The sequence below is a fragment of the Bacillus sp. T33-2 genome, assembly GCF_002860205.1.
GTDB lineage: Bacteria > Bacillota > Bacilli > Bacillales > Cytobacillaceae > T33-2.
Genome location: NZ_PGVB01000014.1, coordinates 21,324 through 39,391, shown reverse-complemented (window position 1 = coordinate 39,391; position 18,068 = coordinate 21,324). Strand labels below are relative to the sequence as shown.

11 protein-coding genes are annotated in these 18,068 nt (G+C 46.2%); 3 read left to right on the top strand and 8 right to left on the bottom strand.

Translation table 11 applies throughout. The features are described 5' to 3' along the window. The first annotated feature begins 82 nt into the window (after positions 1-82). The 3 genes from CVD19_RS11815 to CVD19_RS11805 are packed head-to-tail and all read left to right on the top strand — an operon-like array spanning position 83 to position 3,874. Positions 83-1,573: an aldehyde dehydrogenase family protein gene (locus CVD19_RS11815; RefSeq protein ID WP_101582075.1), complete on the top strand. Its 1,491-nt coding sequence runs from the start codon at positions 83-85 to the stop codon at positions 1,571-1,573. A gap of 33 nt (positions 1,574-1,606) precedes the next feature. After that, entirely contained in the window at positions 1,607-3,361 is a 1,755-nt protein-coding gene (locus CVD19_RS11810) for an ABC1 kinase family protein (RefSeq protein ID WP_101582074.1), read from the top strand. A gap of 45 nt (positions 3,362-3,406) precedes the next feature. Next, on the top strand, positions 3,407-3,874 hold the full coding sequence (locus CVD19_RS11805) for a hypothetical protein (protein ID WP_101582073.1): 468 nt from the start codon (positions 3,407-3,409) through the stop codon (positions 3,872-3,874). A 46-nt stretch (positions 3,875-3,920) separates the two neighbouring features. Here the strand turns inward: CVD19_RS11805 and CVD19_RS11800 are convergent, their stop codons facing one another. From CVD19_RS11800 to rpoB, 8 genes are all read right to left on the bottom strand, one after another. Beyond that, positions 3,921-5,471, bottom strand: a complete 1,551-nt coding sequence (locus CVD19_RS11800; protein ID WP_101582072.1) for a LuxR C-terminal-related transcriptional regulator — start codon at positions 5,469-5,471, stop codon at positions 3,921-3,923. A 216-nt stretch (positions 5,472-5,687) separates the two neighbouring features. Next, complete coding sequence (gene tuf / locus CVD19_RS11795) at positions 5,688-6,875, bottom strand: elongation factor Tu (protein ID WP_101582071.1); 1,188 nt, start codon at positions 6,873-6,875, stop codon at positions 5,688-5,690. A 130-nt stretch (positions 6,876-7,005) separates the two neighbouring features. After that, positions 7,006-9,084, bottom strand: coding sequence for an elongation factor G (gene fusA, locus CVD19_RS11790; protein ID WP_101582070.1), 2,079 nt, complete (start codon positions 9,082-9,084; stop codon positions 7,006-7,008). Positions 9,085-9,132: 48 nt separating this feature from the next. Next, the gene (gene rpsG, locus CVD19_RS11785; protein ID WP_101582069.1) at positions 9,133-9,603 is read right to left on the bottom strand and encodes a 30S ribosomal protein S7; all 471 of its coding nucleotides are present in this window, start codon (positions 9,601-9,603) and stop codon (positions 9,133-9,135) included. Between the two features lie 45 nt (positions 9,604-9,648). After that, on the bottom strand, positions 9,649-10,071 hold the full coding sequence (rpsL, locus tag CVD19_RS11780) for a 30S ribosomal protein S12 (protein WP_101582068.1): 423 nt from the start codon (positions 10,069-10,071) through the stop codon (positions 9,649-9,651). Between the two features lie 103 nt (positions 10,072-10,174). After that, on the bottom strand, positions 10,175-10,423 hold the full coding sequence (locus CVD19_RS11775) for a 50S ribosomal protein L7ae-like protein (RefSeq protein WP_101582067.1): 249 nt from the start codon (positions 10,421-10,423) through the stop codon (positions 10,175-10,177). A gap of 189 nt (positions 10,424-10,612) precedes the next feature. Then, positions 10,613-14,209, bottom strand: a complete 3,597-nt coding sequence (rpoC, locus tag CVD19_RS11770; RefSeq protein WP_101582066.1) for a DNA-directed RNA polymerase subunit beta' — start codon at positions 14,207-14,209, stop codon at positions 10,613-10,615. A gap of 294 nt (positions 14,210-14,503) precedes the next feature. Beyond that, positions 14,504-18,064, bottom strand: a complete 3,561-nt coding sequence (rpoB, locus tag CVD19_RS11765) for a DNA-directed RNA polymerase subunit beta (protein WP_101582065.1) — start codon at positions 18,062-18,064, stop codon at positions 14,504-14,506. Positions 18,065-18,068 lie beyond the last annotated feature (4 nt).

Here is an 18,068-nt window from a genome sequence, read left to right as displayed (position 1 = left end):
ACAATGCACAAAAAGGGAGGCAAAAGGTCTCCCTTTTAAACCATCTGGATCATATGTCAATTTTTCAAAAGGCGGTAATGACATGGAAACAATCTCTTCTCCAAATCTCCAGACAAAACTTTTCATCAATGGTGAATGGGTCTCTTCTGAAAGCGGAAAGACCTTCTCCGTATTTAATCCTGCTACCGGAAAACCTTTCACCGAAGTCAGTGATGCCGGTGAAGCGGATGTTAGCCGGGCTGTGCAGGGAGCAAAAGAAGCTTTCAACTACAAGAGATGGCGGGGAATGTCGCCGATTGAAAGGGGACGGATCCTGCATCAGGCGGCAAGGCTTATCCAGCAGAACCAGATGGACATTGCCCATATCATGACGAGTGAAAATGGCATGCCATTAAACATGGCCTTATTTGTAGAAATTCCGCTCGTTGTGGAATGCTTTGACTATATGGCCTCCCTGACAGCGCAGCCGACCGGGCATACTCTGCCGTTTTCAGCCACTGGAGCGCCTCCTAACCATTTTGTGTACACAGTGAAAGAGCCAATCGGCGTTGCCGGCCTGATCACTCCATGGAACTTTCCCCTGCTGATGCCGGCATGGAAGGTGGCACCTGCACTGGCTTCCGGCTGCAGTGCGGTATTAAAACCGGCACCCGAAACTCCGCTGACTGCATTGAAATTAGCCGAGATCTGTCATGAAGCAGGTGTGCCTGAGGGTGTCCTTCAAGTGCTGCCTGGCGGGGATGAAGCAGGAAAACTGATTGTGAACCATCCTGATGTGTCAAAGATTTCTTTTACCGGTGAAACGGCTACTGGCCGAAAAATCCTGGCTGCTGCCGCGCCTTCCATTAAAAGGGTTACTCTGGAGCTCGGTGGAAAGTCGCCCAACATCGTTTTCGAGGATGCTGATTTGGAGCAGGCAGCAAAAAGCGCTTTGTTCGGGTTGTTTTTGAATTCAGGCCAGGTTTGCCAGGCAGGGACACGGATATTTGTGCAGGAGAGTGTCCATGACCAGTTTGTTGATTCGCTAGTAAAACATGCGGAACAGTTAAAGGTCGGCCCTGGGGATGATATCACAAATGACCTCGGCCCTGTCATTAGCAAGGAACAGTTTGAAAAAGTCCTGCATTACATCAAAATCGGTGTCCAGGAAGGTGCAAAGCTGGTTTACGGCGGGAGCAGCAGCCATGCCGAGGGTTATTTTATTAATCCAACCATTTTTACTTCTGTAAAGCAGCATATGAGAATAGCCAATGAAGAAATATTCGGGCCTGTCGGAACCGTCCTGTCATTCAAGGATGAAACAGAGGTTATTGAATTGGCCAATAGTACCATTTACGGTTTAGCGGCAGCTGTCTGGACGAAGGATTTAAAACGTGGACTAAGGCTGGCCCAGGAAATACAATCCGGAACCATTTGGATAAATACGTACCAAATATTGACTCCGACTGCCCCGTTCGGCGGATTCAAACAAAGCGGCCTTGGGCGTGATTTAGGTCCTTCTGCATTAGACGCATATCTTGAAACGAAGTCTGTAGTTGCCGACTTAAATGAACAGCCCCTGACATATTTTTAACGTGGCCGCCTAGGAGAGAAGGAGGTACTTTTTATGGAAGTTGCAGAAAAGGTCAAACATAAACCTGCGAAAACAGATTTAAAAAGGATTAAACAAAAAATAGACCGGGAAAGTGCCGAAATTACAATATCAAAAAGGGAACGGCAGATCGTCGGAGTCATCGCAAAACATGGACTCGGATATGTATTTAAAGACTCATCCCTCTTCCGTATTTTCCGCCATCAAATCCGCACTCCGGAAGAAAGTGAAAAGCTTCAAAAAATCGGAAGGCGTCTGAGAATGGCATTTGAAGAATTAGGCCCTACGTTCATTAAACTCGGGCAGGTGTTGGTGACGAGAAATGACCTCCTGCCCGAAGAAATAACTTTGGAACTGGAAAAATTATTGGACAGAGTGCCACCGATTGATTTTGACTATATCAAATACACACTCGAAACGGAGCTTCCTGACGGGCTTGCGACATTTGAAGTGATAAACCCGATACCGATTGGTTCCGCATCACTCGCACAGGTGTACCGGGGCAGGCTGAAGACGGGACAGGAAGTTGCCGTTAAAGTCCTTCGCCCAACTGTAGAAAAGCTATTCCAAACCGACATTAAGGTCATAAAAAAATGGGCACGCAGACTGCAAAAGCGGCTGCCTGTGGAAGTGGCAGCTTCAGTGGATTTAAATGAATTGCTGAATGATTATTACGGCAGTTCAATGAACGAATTAAACCTCGAACGTGAAGCACACACGATGAACGAGCACAGGCAGATGGCCGGTGACCGTTTTGACTGGCTTCGTGTCACCGACGTCTACCATGCTACGAAAAGTGTCATGGTCATGGAGTTCATCGACGGCTGGTCGATAAAGGATTTCCCTGTCGACTTTTACTCTTTTGAAGAACGGCTGCTGATTATGCTTGACCTTGCACACTATTATATTGAATCTTTTATGAACGGCAACTATCACGCAGACGCACACGGTTCAAACATCCTCATATGCAAAAAGACACGGAAGGCTGTCCCGATCGACTGGGGGATGGTTGGCAAAATGGATACGATGCACACTCAGGCAATTTTCCGGTTTCTGATGCATACCCGCTTGAACCAGGCGGAGGATGCGGCGGAGTGTGCACTTGATGTAGTCATTCCAACCATCTATACCGATACTGTTAAACTAAGGGACCAGTTCAGGGCCATGTTCCTGAATTACGTCAACAGTACTCAGGCCGATAAGTATAATTGGGGACGGCTGGTGCTCGAACTGATCAATATCGGCATGGTCAACCATTGTAAAATTCCAAACGGCCTTGCCCTCTGGGCCAAAGCTTTCTCTGCAACGGAAGGGACAGCGAGGTGGATTTGCCCTGAAGTTTCGTACCACCATGTGGTGGAATCTGCAGATACAGCTGTAATGAAAGGCGTGATTGGCCGAAGGTTCAATTACCGGGCCAATGCGTCCTGGATCACTGAGTCTGTGAAACTGTTCGGAACCATGCCGCGCAGGATCAACAAAATCCTGGAACATCTTTATTACAACGATTTTCGTATGAACGTGCAGATGCGGGTCGATGCAAGGACCGCCAATCTTGCAAACCAGATTTTAAACCGGCTGGCCCTGACCTTGATTGTATCTTCTATTATTATCGCGACAGGATTAATCATGAGTAATTCAGCTGAAATCTCTTATTTAGGATTAACAAAACAAATGATTGCAAGTACTGGTTTGGCTTTGGGAGCCGTTTTGGGTATCTTCTTGATTTGGAGAATTTGGCGGACGAGAAAAACGAGGTCCTTTTTCTAGCGGTAATTGTTTTTCTCGGACAATCCAAACTGAAGGAGGAGTTGCATGATTGACGAGCGGGAAAAAAAGACAATGAATGAACGAATTCGCGCTTTTTATCAACAAAGCGGAGGTCCGAATAATCCCCAAATAAGCAGGATCATAGAAAAACATCTCCTGGATGGGAAAGACCATGGCGCCCCAGGCAAAAGGGAATCCTTCAAGGATGCGATGCTCGAAGTATTTTTAGATGATTATACAACAAAAGATATCATTTTGTGGCTGTTAAAAACCAAATATGATATTAGTGACCGCTGGCAGGAACTAGTGTCTGGCAGGACAAACCAATTTGTGGCAGTTGCGGCCGAGGAACCGCAGCCTGATGAAAGCAGGCTTAATAAGCTTGAAGACCGCCTGCTAAGATTAGAAACAAGTATCGAAAAAATTGTTCACTATCTCGAAACTAATGAACCATCTAAACACGAAGCTGAAAATCAAACGCAGAAAGCAGCTATAAAGCGACGAAGAATATAGACAGAAAAAGAGGAGTGGGATCCACTCCTCTCATTATGGCACAGACTTATATCAATCCCTCGCGAATTGCCTTCGCAATAGCCTGTGTCCGGTTTTGTGCACCTAATTTTTTAATAATGAAAGAAATATAGTCCCGGACAGTGTACTTGCTCAGGTAAAGAAGGTCTGCCGCTTCATCAATCGTTTTGCCTTCTGCCATTAACCTTAAAATGTCGATCTCCCGGTTTGTCAGCATTGTTTTTGGTGAAGATGACCATGCGCTTCCCATGCCGGAAGAATATTTAGAGAGAATTTCTCCTGCATGCTGGCCAAATTTTGTGAGGACGGACAGGATCGTTTGAGATACTTCAAAGGCTTTGCCTTCGCCTTGATCCAAAAATACGCCTCCCCAAACCTGATTGTTCGATGTGCTGTAAATTGGCGCGATTACGAGTGACTTTAATTCAAACTGTTGGATAAACCTTTCAGGCAGGATGGAATTGGCACTCGGGACATACATTGGCTGAATGCGGGTCATTGTTTTTTTAATCTGCGGAAGATTGTTTAAGTTTTCCCGTATATTGCGGATGTCCTTTGTGTCAATCTTATGTCCTATGACACCAAGGCCAATTTGTTCCCCATTCTCTGTCTCCGAATAGTAAAACAATGCGGCCCGCTGAAACGGCAAATAGTTCACGAAACCGCTTACAACTTTTTCGACTGCCTCATCAAAATTCCGGGCGAGCATTATCCATTCATCAAATAGGATCAGGGCGTCTTTCCAATCGTTTTTAATCTGCATATTTTCATGCAGATGCTGGCTTTGCTGAAGCAGCTCCAATGAAAGGGTAAAGAACGGCTTGAGTTGGCCCGCGTCTCTTTTGTTGATGCAAAACAAGTAAGTATCCGAACCCATTGTCAGTGGAAACACTTCAAGATCATCAGCTGGAGAGGTCTGGACCAACAGCCTTAGAATGGCATCCGATAAAATATTCAGTGACGGACCATGCAGATTCAAGATCATCTTTTTCCAAACCTCATCAATCAACAGCCCGTCGTGTGATGTAAAAGCTAAAATCTTGAAGCCTGCATCATCCTGGAATTGAACCTTCGCTGCCCATAAAAAAGGATTTTCTTTTTTTCTAAAAAGCTCAGAAATATAAAAGTCTACATTTAACACTTCAAAATGTGTGTTCGTGAACAATCGTTGAACAATGAGCGAAAAGAAATGCTGGATGGACTGGTGGATATGAAAATCATGTATATCATTTTTTTCGACGACTTTATGGATGGCATTTTCGAGCATCGTGAAAAGTAAAATGAGTTTATGGGAATTGAAAGGTACGTTTAGTTTCTGTGCCCATACGGACTGCAGGGTTTTGAAAGTTTCATCTATATTATTTGAATAAAACCCTGATAGATGGTTCCAAAACAGAACTGAAATTTGCTTTAACTGTTCGGGCGCATCTGCACCAAAATCAATGAGCGTCTGGTTTTGTTTAAGGCGATGAAAAATTTGGTCCCATTCCTCCTGTATCTCTGTTTGATAGTCACTTATGATAGATGCAGACTTCCGCACTAATTCATTCATCTGGTTCTTCATTGAGACAATCAACATTTCCACTCCCCTTTATTCTTACTTTTCAAAAGAGTGTAATAAAATTCAGAATATTATTATCATTAAGAATAAGGATAGTATGTAATGGCAATTTTCGTCAAGTAATATGTAAACAAATTGTAAATAACATGTACACGATTTAAATCCAAGTAACACCGTCGCCGTATAAATACAAAAAAGCAGATGGATCGTCACCCATCTGCTTTCTCATTTATATTACTCAGTGATAGTTGCTACTACGCCAGCGCCTACTGTACGGCCGCCTTCACGAATTGAGAACTTAGTTCCTTCTTCGATCGCGATTGGAGCAATCAGCTCAACAGACATTTCGATGTTGTCGCCAGGCATAACCATTTCAACACCTTCTGGAAGTTGAACGATGCCAGTTACATCAGTTGTACGGAAGTAGAACTGTGGGCGGTAGTTTGTGAAGAATGGAGTATGACGTCCACCTTCTTCTTTTGATAGAACGTAAACTTCAGCTTTGAACTTTACGTGTGGTGTGATTGAACCTGGCTTTGCAAGAACTTGGCCACGTTGGATTTCTTCACGTGCAACACCACGAAGAAGGGCACCAATGTTGTCACCAGCTTCTGCAAAGTCAAGAAGCTTACGGAACATTTCAACACCTGTTACAGTAGTGGATTTTGGCTCTTCAGTCAAACCGATGATTTCTACTACTTCACCGACTTTGATTTGTCCACGCTCAACACGTCCAGTAGCAACTGTTCCACGGCCAGTGATAGAGAATACGTCCTCTACAGGCATCATGAATGGTTTTGCATTGTCACGTTCTGGAGTTGGGATGTACTCGTCAACTGCAGCCATAAGCTCAACGATTTTTTCTTCCCATGCAGCATCGCCTTCAAGGGCTTTAAGAGCAGAGCCTTTGATTACAGGGATGTCATCACCAGGGAATTCATATTCAGATAGAAGGTCGCGAACTTCCATTTCAACTAGCTCAAGAAGTTCTTCGTCGTCTACCATGTCACACTTGTTCATGAATACAACAAGGTAAGGTACGCCTACCTGACGGGAAAGAAGGATGTGCTCACGAGTTTGTGGCATTGGGCCGTCAGCAGCAGATACTACAAGGATACCGCCGTCCATTTGCGCTGCACCAGTGATCATGTTCTTAACATAGTCAGCGTGTCCTGGGCAGTCAACGTGTGCATAGTGGCGGTTAGCAGTTTCATACTCAACGTGTGCAGTTGAGATTGTGATTCCGCGCTCGCGCTCTTCTGGAGCAGCGTCGATTTGGTCATATGCACGTGCTTCAGCACCACCAGTTTTAGCAAGAACAGTAGTGATAGCAGCTGTTAAAGTAGTTTTACCATGGTCAACGTGGCCGATTGTACCAATGTTAACGTGTGGCTTTGAACGGTCAAATTTAGCTTTTGCCATTTTAGGAAATCCTCCTTTTAATTAGAAAAATTAAGTATATATTTATATGGGCCTGTGGAAAAAGTGCTCTTTTTCCACATAGTCCATAGCTTACATAAGTAGTTATACTTTATAAATAAGTGAAAAGCAATTATTCACCTTTATTTTTTTTGATGATTTCTTCAGAAACGGATTTAGGAACTTCTTCGTAGTGATCGAAGTGCATTGAGAATACACCACGTCCTTGAGTTGAAGAACGAAGAGCCGTTGCATAACCGAACATTTCTGAAAGTGGAACCATCGCGCGTACTACCTGTGCGTTACCACGGGCTTCCATGCCTTCTACCCGTCCACGGCGCGCAGTGAGCATACCCATGATATCACCCATGTACTCTTCAGGGATAACGACTTCAACCCTCATGATTGGCTCAAGGATGACAGGGCTACATTTTGAAGCCGCGTTCTTGAGTGCCATGGAAGCAGCGATCTTAAACGCCATTTCCGAGGAGTCAACATCGTGGTAAGAACCATCGAACAGGCGGGCTTTGATGTCTACCAGCGGGAAGCCTGCAATGACACCGCGGTCAAGCGCATCTTCTAGTCCTGCTTGTACAGCCGGGATGTATTCACGAGGAACAACACCACCGACGATGCCGTTTACAAATTCGAAGCCTTTTCCTTCTTCGTTTGGAGAGAATTCAATCCAAACGTGTCCGTATTGTCCACGACCACCGGACTGGCGTGCAAACTTGCCTTCTACCTGAGCTGAAGCACGGAAAGTTTCACGGTAGGCAACCTGAGGGGCACCCACGTTTGCTTCTACCTTGAACTCGCGGCGCATACGGTCAACGATGATATCGAGGTGAAGCTCACCCATACCAGCGATGATGGTTTGTCCAGTTTCCTGGTCAGTGTATGCACGGAAGGTTGGATCTTCTTCCTGGAGCTTCTGGAGCGCCTGGCCCATTTTATCTTGGTCTGCCTTTGACTTCGGCTCAACGGAAAGCTGGATTACAGGCTCAGGGAATTGCATGGACTCAAGGATTACAAGGTTCTTCTCATCACAAAGAGTGTCACCCGTTGTAGTATCCTTAAGACCTACAGCTGCGGCAATGTCACCAGCGTAAACCTTTGAGATTTCCTGGCGGCTGTTTGCGTGCATCTGAAGGATACGTCCGATACGCTCACGCTTCCCTTTAGTTGAGTTTTGGACATAAGATCCAGACTCCAGGGTTCCGGAGTATACACGGAAGAATGTAAGTTTACCAACGTATGGGTCGGTCATAACTTTGAAGGCTAGAGCTGAGAAAGGCTCATCATCGCTTGAATGGCGCTCAACTTCTTCCTCTGAATCTGGAAGAGTACCTTTAATTGCAGGTACATCCAGTGGAGATGGAAGGTAGTCGATTACTGCATCAAGCATCAGCTGAACACCCTTGTTTTTAAATGCGGAACCGCAAATAACAGGGTAGAATTCAACGTTTGTAGTACCTTTACGGATAGCCGCTTTGATTTCTTCAACTGTCAGCTCTTCTCCGCCAAGGTATTTTTCCATTAACTCTTCGTCAAGTTCAGCTACCGCTTCAAGCAACTTTTCACGGTATTCTTCCGCCTGGTCCCTGTACTCTGCAGGAATTTCACCTTCAGTGATTTCTGTGCCAAGGTCATTTGCATAGAAGATAGCTTTCATTTCGACAAGGTCAATGATTCCTTCGAATTGGTCTTCAGCACCGATTGGAAGCTGAATTGCATGGGCATTTGCCTGAAGGCGGTCATGCAATGTACCAACTGAATACAGGAAGTCCGCACCGATTTTATCCATTTTATTAACGAATACTACGCGGGGAACTCCATAGGTAGTTGCCTGGCGCCAAACAGTTTCAGTCTGTGGCTCAACTCCAGACTGGGCGTCAAGGACTGCAACCGCACCGTCAAGTACACGAAGGGAACGTTCAACTTCCACTGTGAAGTCTACGTGTCCTGGTGTATCGATGATATTTACGCGGTGGTTTTTCCAAGAGGCAGTGGTTGCAGCAGAAGTGATCGTGATACCACGTTCCTGCTCCTGCTCCATCCAGTCCATTTGGGAAGCCCCTTCATGTGTTTCACCGATTTTGTGGATACGGCCTGTGTAATAAAGTACACGCTCAGTTGTTGTTGTTTTACCAGCATCAATGTGAGCCATGATACCAATATTACGAGTTTTTTCTAAGGAGAACTCTCTTGCCATTGGGTCTTTCTCCTTCCGGGTTTGAATGTTTTATAGTTGAAGGTTTGATTACCAACGATAGTGAGCAAATGCTTTGTTTGCTTCTGCCATTTTGTGTGTATCTTCGCGCTTCTTGACAGATGCGCCACTATTGTTGGCTGCGTCAAGGATTTCGTTAGCAAGACGCTCTTCCATTGTTTTTTCCCCACGAAGACGTGAATAGTTTACCAACCAGCGAAGACCAAGAGTAGTACGGCGGTCTGGGCGCACCTCAACTGGAACTTGATAGTTAGCACCACCAACACGGCGTGCTCTTACTTCTAATACAGGCATGATATTCTTAAGTGCTTGATCAAACACTTCGATTGCATCTTTGCCAGAACGCTCACTGATAATATCAAAAGCATTATAAAGGATCTTTTGGGAAGTTCCTCTTTTGCCGTCGACCATCATTTTGTTAATTAGACGAGTAACTAACTTTGAGTTGTAAATTGGATCAGGCAATACGTCTCTCTTTGCAACTGGACCTTTACGTGGCATTTTTCTTCCTCCTTTCAGAAAAACTGATATGTTTAAGTTGAATTATTATTTCTTAGGTGCTTTCGGACGCTTAGTACCGTATTTAGAACGGCCTTGCATACGGTTGTTTACACCAGCAGTGTCAAGCGCTCCGCGCACAATGTGGTAACGTACCCCTGGCAAGTCTTTTACACGTCCTCCACGGATAAGAACAACACTGTGCTCTTGAAGGTTGTGCCCAATTCCAGGAATATATGCTGTTACCTCAATTCCGTTAGTCAAACGTACACGAGCATATTTACGCAACGCTGAGTTTGGCTTCTTCGGAGTCATAGTTCCAACACGAGTACATACACCACGCTTTTGTGGAGATGATACATTAGTTTGAGCCTTTTTAAAGCTGTTGTAACCTTTATTTAGCGCAGGTGATTTTGACTTTTCCTCTTTAGAGCTGCGAGGTTTGCGCACTAATTGGTTAATTGTTGGCATTGTAATTTCCTCCTTTCATTTCTTTGTTAAGCCCACACATCCAGGTGGTTCATTTTTTTACAAAAAACAAAGTCCTTGCAGTGTTAAACCACAAAAACAGTTTTTACTTGGTTATTGCTACAGCAGCCGCCCCTACTCCGATCCCGCATGCTTTTCCCAATTTTTTCATGGAGTCCACACGGGCAACAGCTACATCCATTTCCCTGGCAGCCTGAAGCACTTTTGCTGTTACTTTTGGATCAGCGTCTTCGGCCACTACCAGTTCAGTGACTTCGCCAGCTTTAAGGGCTTTTACTGTTTGCTTTGTTCCTACTATAATCTTTTTGGCCTGTGATACTTTTTCATAAGACATGTTCTATCCTCCAAAGTAACAGGTGAATAGGAGCACCTTTGCTATAGTAACATCTTGCACAAGCGTTGTCAACAGAAAATAGATATTTTTTATGTGTATTTGAATACAATAGCATCGGTTCTGTTTTTTTTTCAAAAATACGGCACTTTCTATCATATGTGATGAGAAAGTGCCGCGGGAATTTGTAAATTAGTCGACTGTTACTTCTTCAGCCTCTTTGTCCTTTAAAATCGGCTCAGCTCTCCTATAACGCTGCATTCCGGTTCCTGCAGGCACAAGTTTTCCAATGATTACATTCTCTTTCAGGCCAAGCAATTCATCACGCTTGCCTTTGATTGCTGCATCGGTAAGTACCCTCGTGGTTTCCTGGAAGGACGCTGCAGACAGGAATGAATCAGTTTCGAGTGAAGCCTTGGTAATACCGAGAAGAACTGGACGGCCTGTTGCCGGTGCCTTGCCTTCAAGCAGTGCTTTCCGGTTGGCATCAGTAAATTGATGGATTTCAAGCAGTGTGCCTGGCAGCACGTCTGTTTCACCTGCATCAATTACCCTGATTTTGCGCATCATCTGGCGAACCATCACTTCAACGTGCTTATCGCCGATTTCTACACCCTGCATGCGATATACTTTTTGTACTTCGCGAAGCAGGTATTCCTGGACAGAAGTAACATCTTTTACCCTTAACAGCTCTTTCGGATCGATGGATCCTTCAGTGAGTTCCTGTCCACGTTCAACCCTGTCGTTGACAGATACTTTCAGCCTTGCTGTATATGGTGCATTATATGTCCTGCTTTCAACTTGGCCCTGGACCACGATTTCATGCTGGCGGTCGCGACCTTCATTGATGCCGACAACAACACCTTCGATTTCGGAGATCACTGACTGGCCTTTAGGGTTACGCGCTTCAAACAATTCCTGGATACGCGGAAGACCTTGTGTGATATCGTCTCCTGCAACACCACCTGTGTGGAATGTACGCATTGTCAACTGAGTTCCAGGTTCTCCGATTGACTGGGCTGCGATGATACCAACAGCTTCGCCAACTTCGACTTCCTGGCCGGTTGCGAGGTTACGTCCATAACATTTTTTACATACACCATGGCGAGTGTTACATGTAAAGGCGGACCGGATCCACACTTCTTCTACACCTGCATCGACAATTTCCGTAGCCAAGTCTTCAGTGATGAGGCCGTTTTCTTCCACCATAACCTCATTAGTCTGAGGATTTTTGATTGCCCGTCTTGCATGGCGCCCAATTAAACGCTCATCAAGAGGCTCGATCACTTCAGTGCCATCTTTCAGCGCCTTGACTTTTAGGCCGCGGTCTGTTCCGCAGTCGTCTTCACGGACAATCACGTCCTGGGCTACGTCTACAAGACGGCGTGTAAGGTAACCTGAGTCAGCTGTCTTAAGGGCAGTATCCGCAAGACCTTTACGGGCTCCGTGTGTCGAAATAAAGTACTCTAACACTGTTAATCCTTCACGGAAACTTGATTTGATCGGCAACTCGATAATACGTCCTGCCGGGTTCGCCATCAGTCCGCGCATACCAGCAAGCTGAGTGAAGTTCGATGCGTTACCACGGGCACCGGAATCACTCATCATGAAAATCGGGTTAGTTTTATCAAGGGATTTCATCAATTTAGCCTGGATTGTATCCTTTGCGGCACTCCAAATCGAAATGACGCGGTCATAGCGTTCGTCTTCAGTAATCAAACCGCGTCTGAACTGCTTAAGAACGTTATCAACCTTGTTTTGGGCTTCCTGGATGATCTCCTGCTTTTCGCCAAGGACGACGATATCCGCAACACCAACAGTGATTCCCGCTTTTGTTGAGAAGCGGAAGCCAAGGTCCTTCATGCGGTCAAGCATCTTGGATGTTTCAGTGATTTTAAACTTTTTAAATACTTCCGCAATGATGTTCCCAAGAATTTTTTTCTTGAATGGATCAACCGTCGGCATTCCTTTAATAACTTCTTTAACATCTGTTCCTTTTTCAACGAAATACCTTTCCGGAGTCTTTTCCTCCAGATTTGTCTTCGTAGGCTCGTTGATATAAGGGAATGAAGCAGGCAGGATTTCGTTGAAAATCAGCTTGCCTACTGTCGTTAATAACAGCATTTTGTTTTGTTCAGGCGTAAATGTCTGGTTCCCTAAAGAACCGGCATGAACAGCAATCCTGGTGTGAAGGTGTGCATAGCCGTTTTGGTATGCAATCAGTGCTTCATTCGCATCTTTAAAGACCATGCCTTCGCCGACTGCGCCTTCCCGTTCAAGAGTTAAGTAGTAATTCCCCAATACCATGTCCTGGGAAGGGGTTACGACAGGCTTTCCGTCCTTAGGATTCAAGATATTTTGAGCTGCAAGCATCAGCAAGCGGGCTTCTGCCTGCGCTTCAGCTGACAGAGGCACGTGCACAGCCATCTGGTCTCCATCGAAGTCAGCGTTATAAGCCGTACATACGAGTGGATGCAGGCGGATCGCGCGTCCTTCAACAAGAGTCGGCTCAAATGCCTGGATTCCCAGCCTATGAAGGGTCGGGGCACGGTTAAGCAATACTGGGTGTTCCTTAATGACTTCTTCAAGGACATCCCAAACCTCTGGTTGAACGCGTTCAATTTTGCGTTTCGCAGATTTGATGTTATGTGCAAGTCCTTTTTGGACAAGTTCTTTCATTACGAATGGCTTGAACAGTTCAAGGGCCATTTCTTTCGGAAGTCCGCACTGGTACATTTTTAAGTTCGGGCCTACAACGATTACAGAACGGCCGGAGTAGTCAACACGTTTTCCTAAAAGGTTCTGGCGGAAACGTCCCTGTTTTCCTTTCAGCATATGAGAAAGGGATTTTAATGGACGGTTCCCCGGACCAGTAACCGGGCGGCCGCGGCGGCCGTTATCGATCAGGGCGTCGACTGCTTCCTGCAGCATCCTCTTTTCGTTTTGAACAATGATGCTAGGCGCACCAAGGTCGAGAAGCCTCTTCAGTCGGTTGTTACGGTTAATGACACGCCTGTACAGATCGTTTAAGTCCGAGGTGGCAAACCTTCCGCCATCCAGCTGCACCATGGGCCGCAATTCCGGCGGAATGACCGGCAGAACATCTAGGATCATCCAGGACGGTTCATTGCCGGAACCACGGAATGCCTCAATCACTTCTAGCCGTTTGATGGCCCGTGTACGGCGCTGCCCCTGGGCTGTCTTTAGTTCTTCTTTTAGCGTCTCGGCTTCTTTGTCGAGGTCGATATCCGAAAGAAGTTTCTTTACCGCTTCAGCACCCATGGAAGCTTGGAATTTGTTCCCGTACTTTTCACGGTATGCACGATATTCTTTCTCAGACAGCAACTGTTTCTTTTCAAGCGCTGTATCGCCTGTTTCTGTTACTACATAAGAAGCAAAGTAAATGACTTCTTCAAGGGCGCGTGGTGACATGTCAAGGACCAAGCCCATCCGGCTTGGAATTCCCTTAAAGTACCAAATATGTGAAACAGGAGCAGCAAGTTCAATATGCCCCATCCGTTCGCGGCGTACCTTTGCACGGGTAACTTCAACACCGCACCGGTCACAAACAACACCTTTGTAGCGAACACGTTTGTATTTGCCGCAGTGGCATTCCCAGTCCTTGGTCGGTCCGAAAATGCGTTCACAGAACAAGCCGTCTTTTTCAGGTTTAAGCGTACGATAGTTAATCGTTTCCGGTTTCTTTACCTCACCATATGACCATGAACGGATCTTATCAGGTGAAGCAAGGCCGATTTTCATGTATTCGAAATTATTGACATCCAGCAAGGGGCCTACCTCCCTTTTAATATCGGGTTTTACCCTAATTGCTAACACGAAAAGCGGAAGCGCCTTGTCCAGCCCCGACAGGCATAAGACGAGCCCCGCAGGAAGTCGCTTTTTGACTTCTGAAGGGGATCGGCTTATGACCCGAGCTGCTCAAATCTCACGATCTTCGCAAGGTACTCGAAGAAGCTCATTCGGGCTGAAAACTGGTTAGGCGCTGCAGCTAGACAAACCAATGGCGTAAACGCCAAATCACCGATGCTTCGGTGATTTGGCCCTTTTGACGCTGCATGGATACTATTCTTTCATTCCGACTTTCTCTGAATCCAAGTCTTCCATTTCAGGGGCAATCGTTAATGTTTCGGCATGCTGCAGCTCTTCATCGTCATCAAAGTCGCGCATCTCGATTTCTTTTTCATCGCCGGAAAGGATTTTTACATCCATGCCAAGGCTTTGCAGTTCTTTCATCAATACCTTGAAGGATTCCGGAACACCTGGTTCTGGTACATTCTCGCCCTTGACGATCGCTTCATAAGTTTTAACACGGCCGACAACGTCGTCGGATTTAACTGTTAAAATTTCCTGGAGTGTATAGGCAGCACCATATGCTTCAAGTGCCCAGACTTCCATTTCCCCGAAACGCTGGCCGCCAAACTGGGCTTTACCGCCAAGTGGCTGCTGAGTAACAAGGGAGTAAGGTCCTGTAGAACGGGCATGCAATTTATCGTCAACCATGTGTGCCAGTTTAATCATGTACATGACACCGACAGACACACGGTTATCAAATGGTTCACCTGTACGGCCATCATAAAGGACTGTTTTGGCATCACGAGCCATACCAGCCTCTTCGATTGTCGCCCACACATCCTCCTCACGCGCTCCGTCGAATACCGGTGAAGCAACGTGAATGCCAAGGTAACGGGCGGCCATTCCAAGATGGAGCTCAAGCACCTGTCCGATATTCATACGTGACGGAACCCCTAACGGGTTTAACATGATATCAACCGGCGTGCCATCTGGAAGGTAAGGCATGTCTTCTTCCGGAAGGATCTTGGATATTACCCCTTTGTTTCCGTGGCGTCCCGCCATTTTGTCCCCTTCAGAAATTTTACGCTTCTGAACGATATAAACACGGACAAGCTGGTTTACGCCTGGAGGGAGCTCATCACCGTCTTCACGGTTGAACACTTTCACATCGAGCACAATGCCTCCGCCGCCATGTGGAACCCGTAGTGACGTATCACGGACTTCTCTTGCTTTTTCACCGAAGATGGCATGGAGAAGGCGTTCTTCTGCTGTTAATTCAGTTACCCCTTTAGGTGTAACTTTTCCGACAAGAAGGTCGCCATCTTTTACTTCGGCCCCGATGCGGATGATTCCGCGCTCATCAAGATTGCGAAGCGCATCTTCACCGACGTTTGGAATATCACGGGTTATTTCTTCAGGCCCAAGCTTTGTATCACGGGCTTCTGATTCGTACTCTTCAATATGGATCGAAGTATAAACATCGTCTTTAACAAGACGTTCGCTCATGATGATGGCATCCTCGTAGTTATAGCCATCCCAAGTCATGAACGCTACGAGAACGTTACGGCCAAGCGCAAGTTCCCCTTTTTCCATGGAAGGTCCGTCCGCAAGGATCTCACCTTTAACGACACGGTCACCAACACTTACAATCGGGCGCTGGTTATAGCATGTTCCCTGGTTTGAACGGATGAACTTCAGCATGCGGTACCTGTCAAGGTCACCTTTCACTTCTTGTCCGTCCACTACTTGAATACGGCGAACCCTTACCTCACGGGCTTCAACGTGTTCGACGATACCTTCATGCTTACAGATTACAGCTGCACCTGAATCCCTGGCCGAGACGTGTTCCATTCCTGTACCGACTCTTGGCGCTTCAGGTTCCATTAACGGAACAGCCTGCCGCTGCATGTTCGCACCCATCAGGGCACGGTTCGAGTCATCGTTCTCGAGGAACGGGATACACGCAGTCGCCGCAGATACAACCTGTTTTGGCGAAACATCCATGTAATCCACACGGTCACGCTTGACAACCGTGTTTTCACCGCGGAAACGGGCGATGATGTCCTCATCAATGAAAGAGCCATCATCCGACAGGCGGGCATTTGCCTGCGCCACTACGTAGTTATCCTCTTCATCCGCAGTCAAGTAATCAATCTGGCTGGTTACTTTTCCGGTTTCAGGGTCTACACGGCGGTAAGGCGTTTCGATAAAACCGAAGCGGTTTACCTTCGCAAAGCTGGAAAGTGAGTTAATCAAGCCGATGTTCGGACCTTCAGGCGTTTCTATCGGACACATACGCCCGTAATGGGAGTAGTGGACGTCACGCACTTCGAATCCGGCGCGCTCACGCGTTAAACCACCAGGCCCAAGCGCAGACAGACGGCGTTTGTGCGTCAGTTCGGCCAAAGGATTTGTCTGGTCCATGAACTGCGAAAGCTGGGAGCTTCCGAAGAATTCTTTTATGGACGCAATCACTGGCCGTATATTGATCAATTGCTGTGGTGTAATGGTTGCAGTGTCCTGGATGGACATTCTCTCCCGGACAACACGTTCCATCCTTGACAAACCAATACGGAACTGGTTTTGCAGCAGTTCCCCTACAGAACGGAGGCGCCTGTTGCCAAGATGGTCGATATCATCTGTGTCACCCACACCATGCAGCAAGTTAAAGAAGTAACTGATTGAAGCAATGATATCAGAAGGAGCAATATTTTTAATCGATTCATCAACATAGGCATTGCCAATGACATTGATGACCTTTTCGCCCTCTTCGTTTGGTGCGTAAATTTTTATGGTCTGGAGTGTGATATCATCTTCTACCACACCGCCATATGGGTTGTAGTTTTTAAAACCAACATCCTTCTCGAGGTTGGGAATGATCCGGTCGAGTGTCCTCCGGTCAAGTGCAACCCCTTTTTCAGCAATGATTTCTCCTGTTTCCGGATCAACCAGCGTCTCAGCCAGCTTTTGCCCGAACAGGCGGTTTTTAATATGAAGCTTTTTATTGATCTTGTATCGTCCCACATTGGCTAAATCGTACCTCTTTGGATCGAAAAACCTTGAAACCAAGAGGCTTTTCGCGTTGTCTACTGTAGGCGGTTCACCAGGACGGAGACGTTCATATATTTCGAGCAATGCTTTTTCAGTGCTTTCGGTATTGTCTTTTTCAAGGGTATTACGGATATATTCATTATCCCCGATCAGATCAATGATTTCCTGATCAGAGCCAAAACCAAGCGCACGCAAAAGAACCGTAACAGGGAGTTTCCGCGTACGATCGATCCTTACATATACAACATCTTTTGCATCCGTTTCGTACTCAAGCCACGCACCGCGGTTTGGAATGACGGTTGCTGAAAAACCTTTCTTTCCGTTCTTATCCAACTTGCCGCTGTAGTATACGCTAGGCGAACGCACGAGCTGTGATACAATGACCCTCTCAGCACCATTGATTACAAAGGTGCCAGTTTCGGTCATCAGAGGGAAATCCCCCATGAACACATCCTGGTCTTTCACTTCGCCTGTCTCTTTGTTCACAAGGCGAACTTTCACACGTAAAGGTGCGGAATAGGTTACGTCTCTTTCTTTTGATTCTTCAACTGGATATTTTGGATCGCCAAGGCTGTAATCAATGAATTCCAGTGATAAATTACCAGTGAAGTCTTCAATCGGAGAAATATCATGAAACATTTCTCTTAGTCCCTCATCAAGGAACCATTGATAAGAAGAGGTTTGAATTTCAATCAAATTCGGCAATTCTAATACTTCACTGATACGAGCGTAACTTCTCCGTTGGCGGTGTCGTCCATACTGAACTAGTTGACCTGTCAACTGA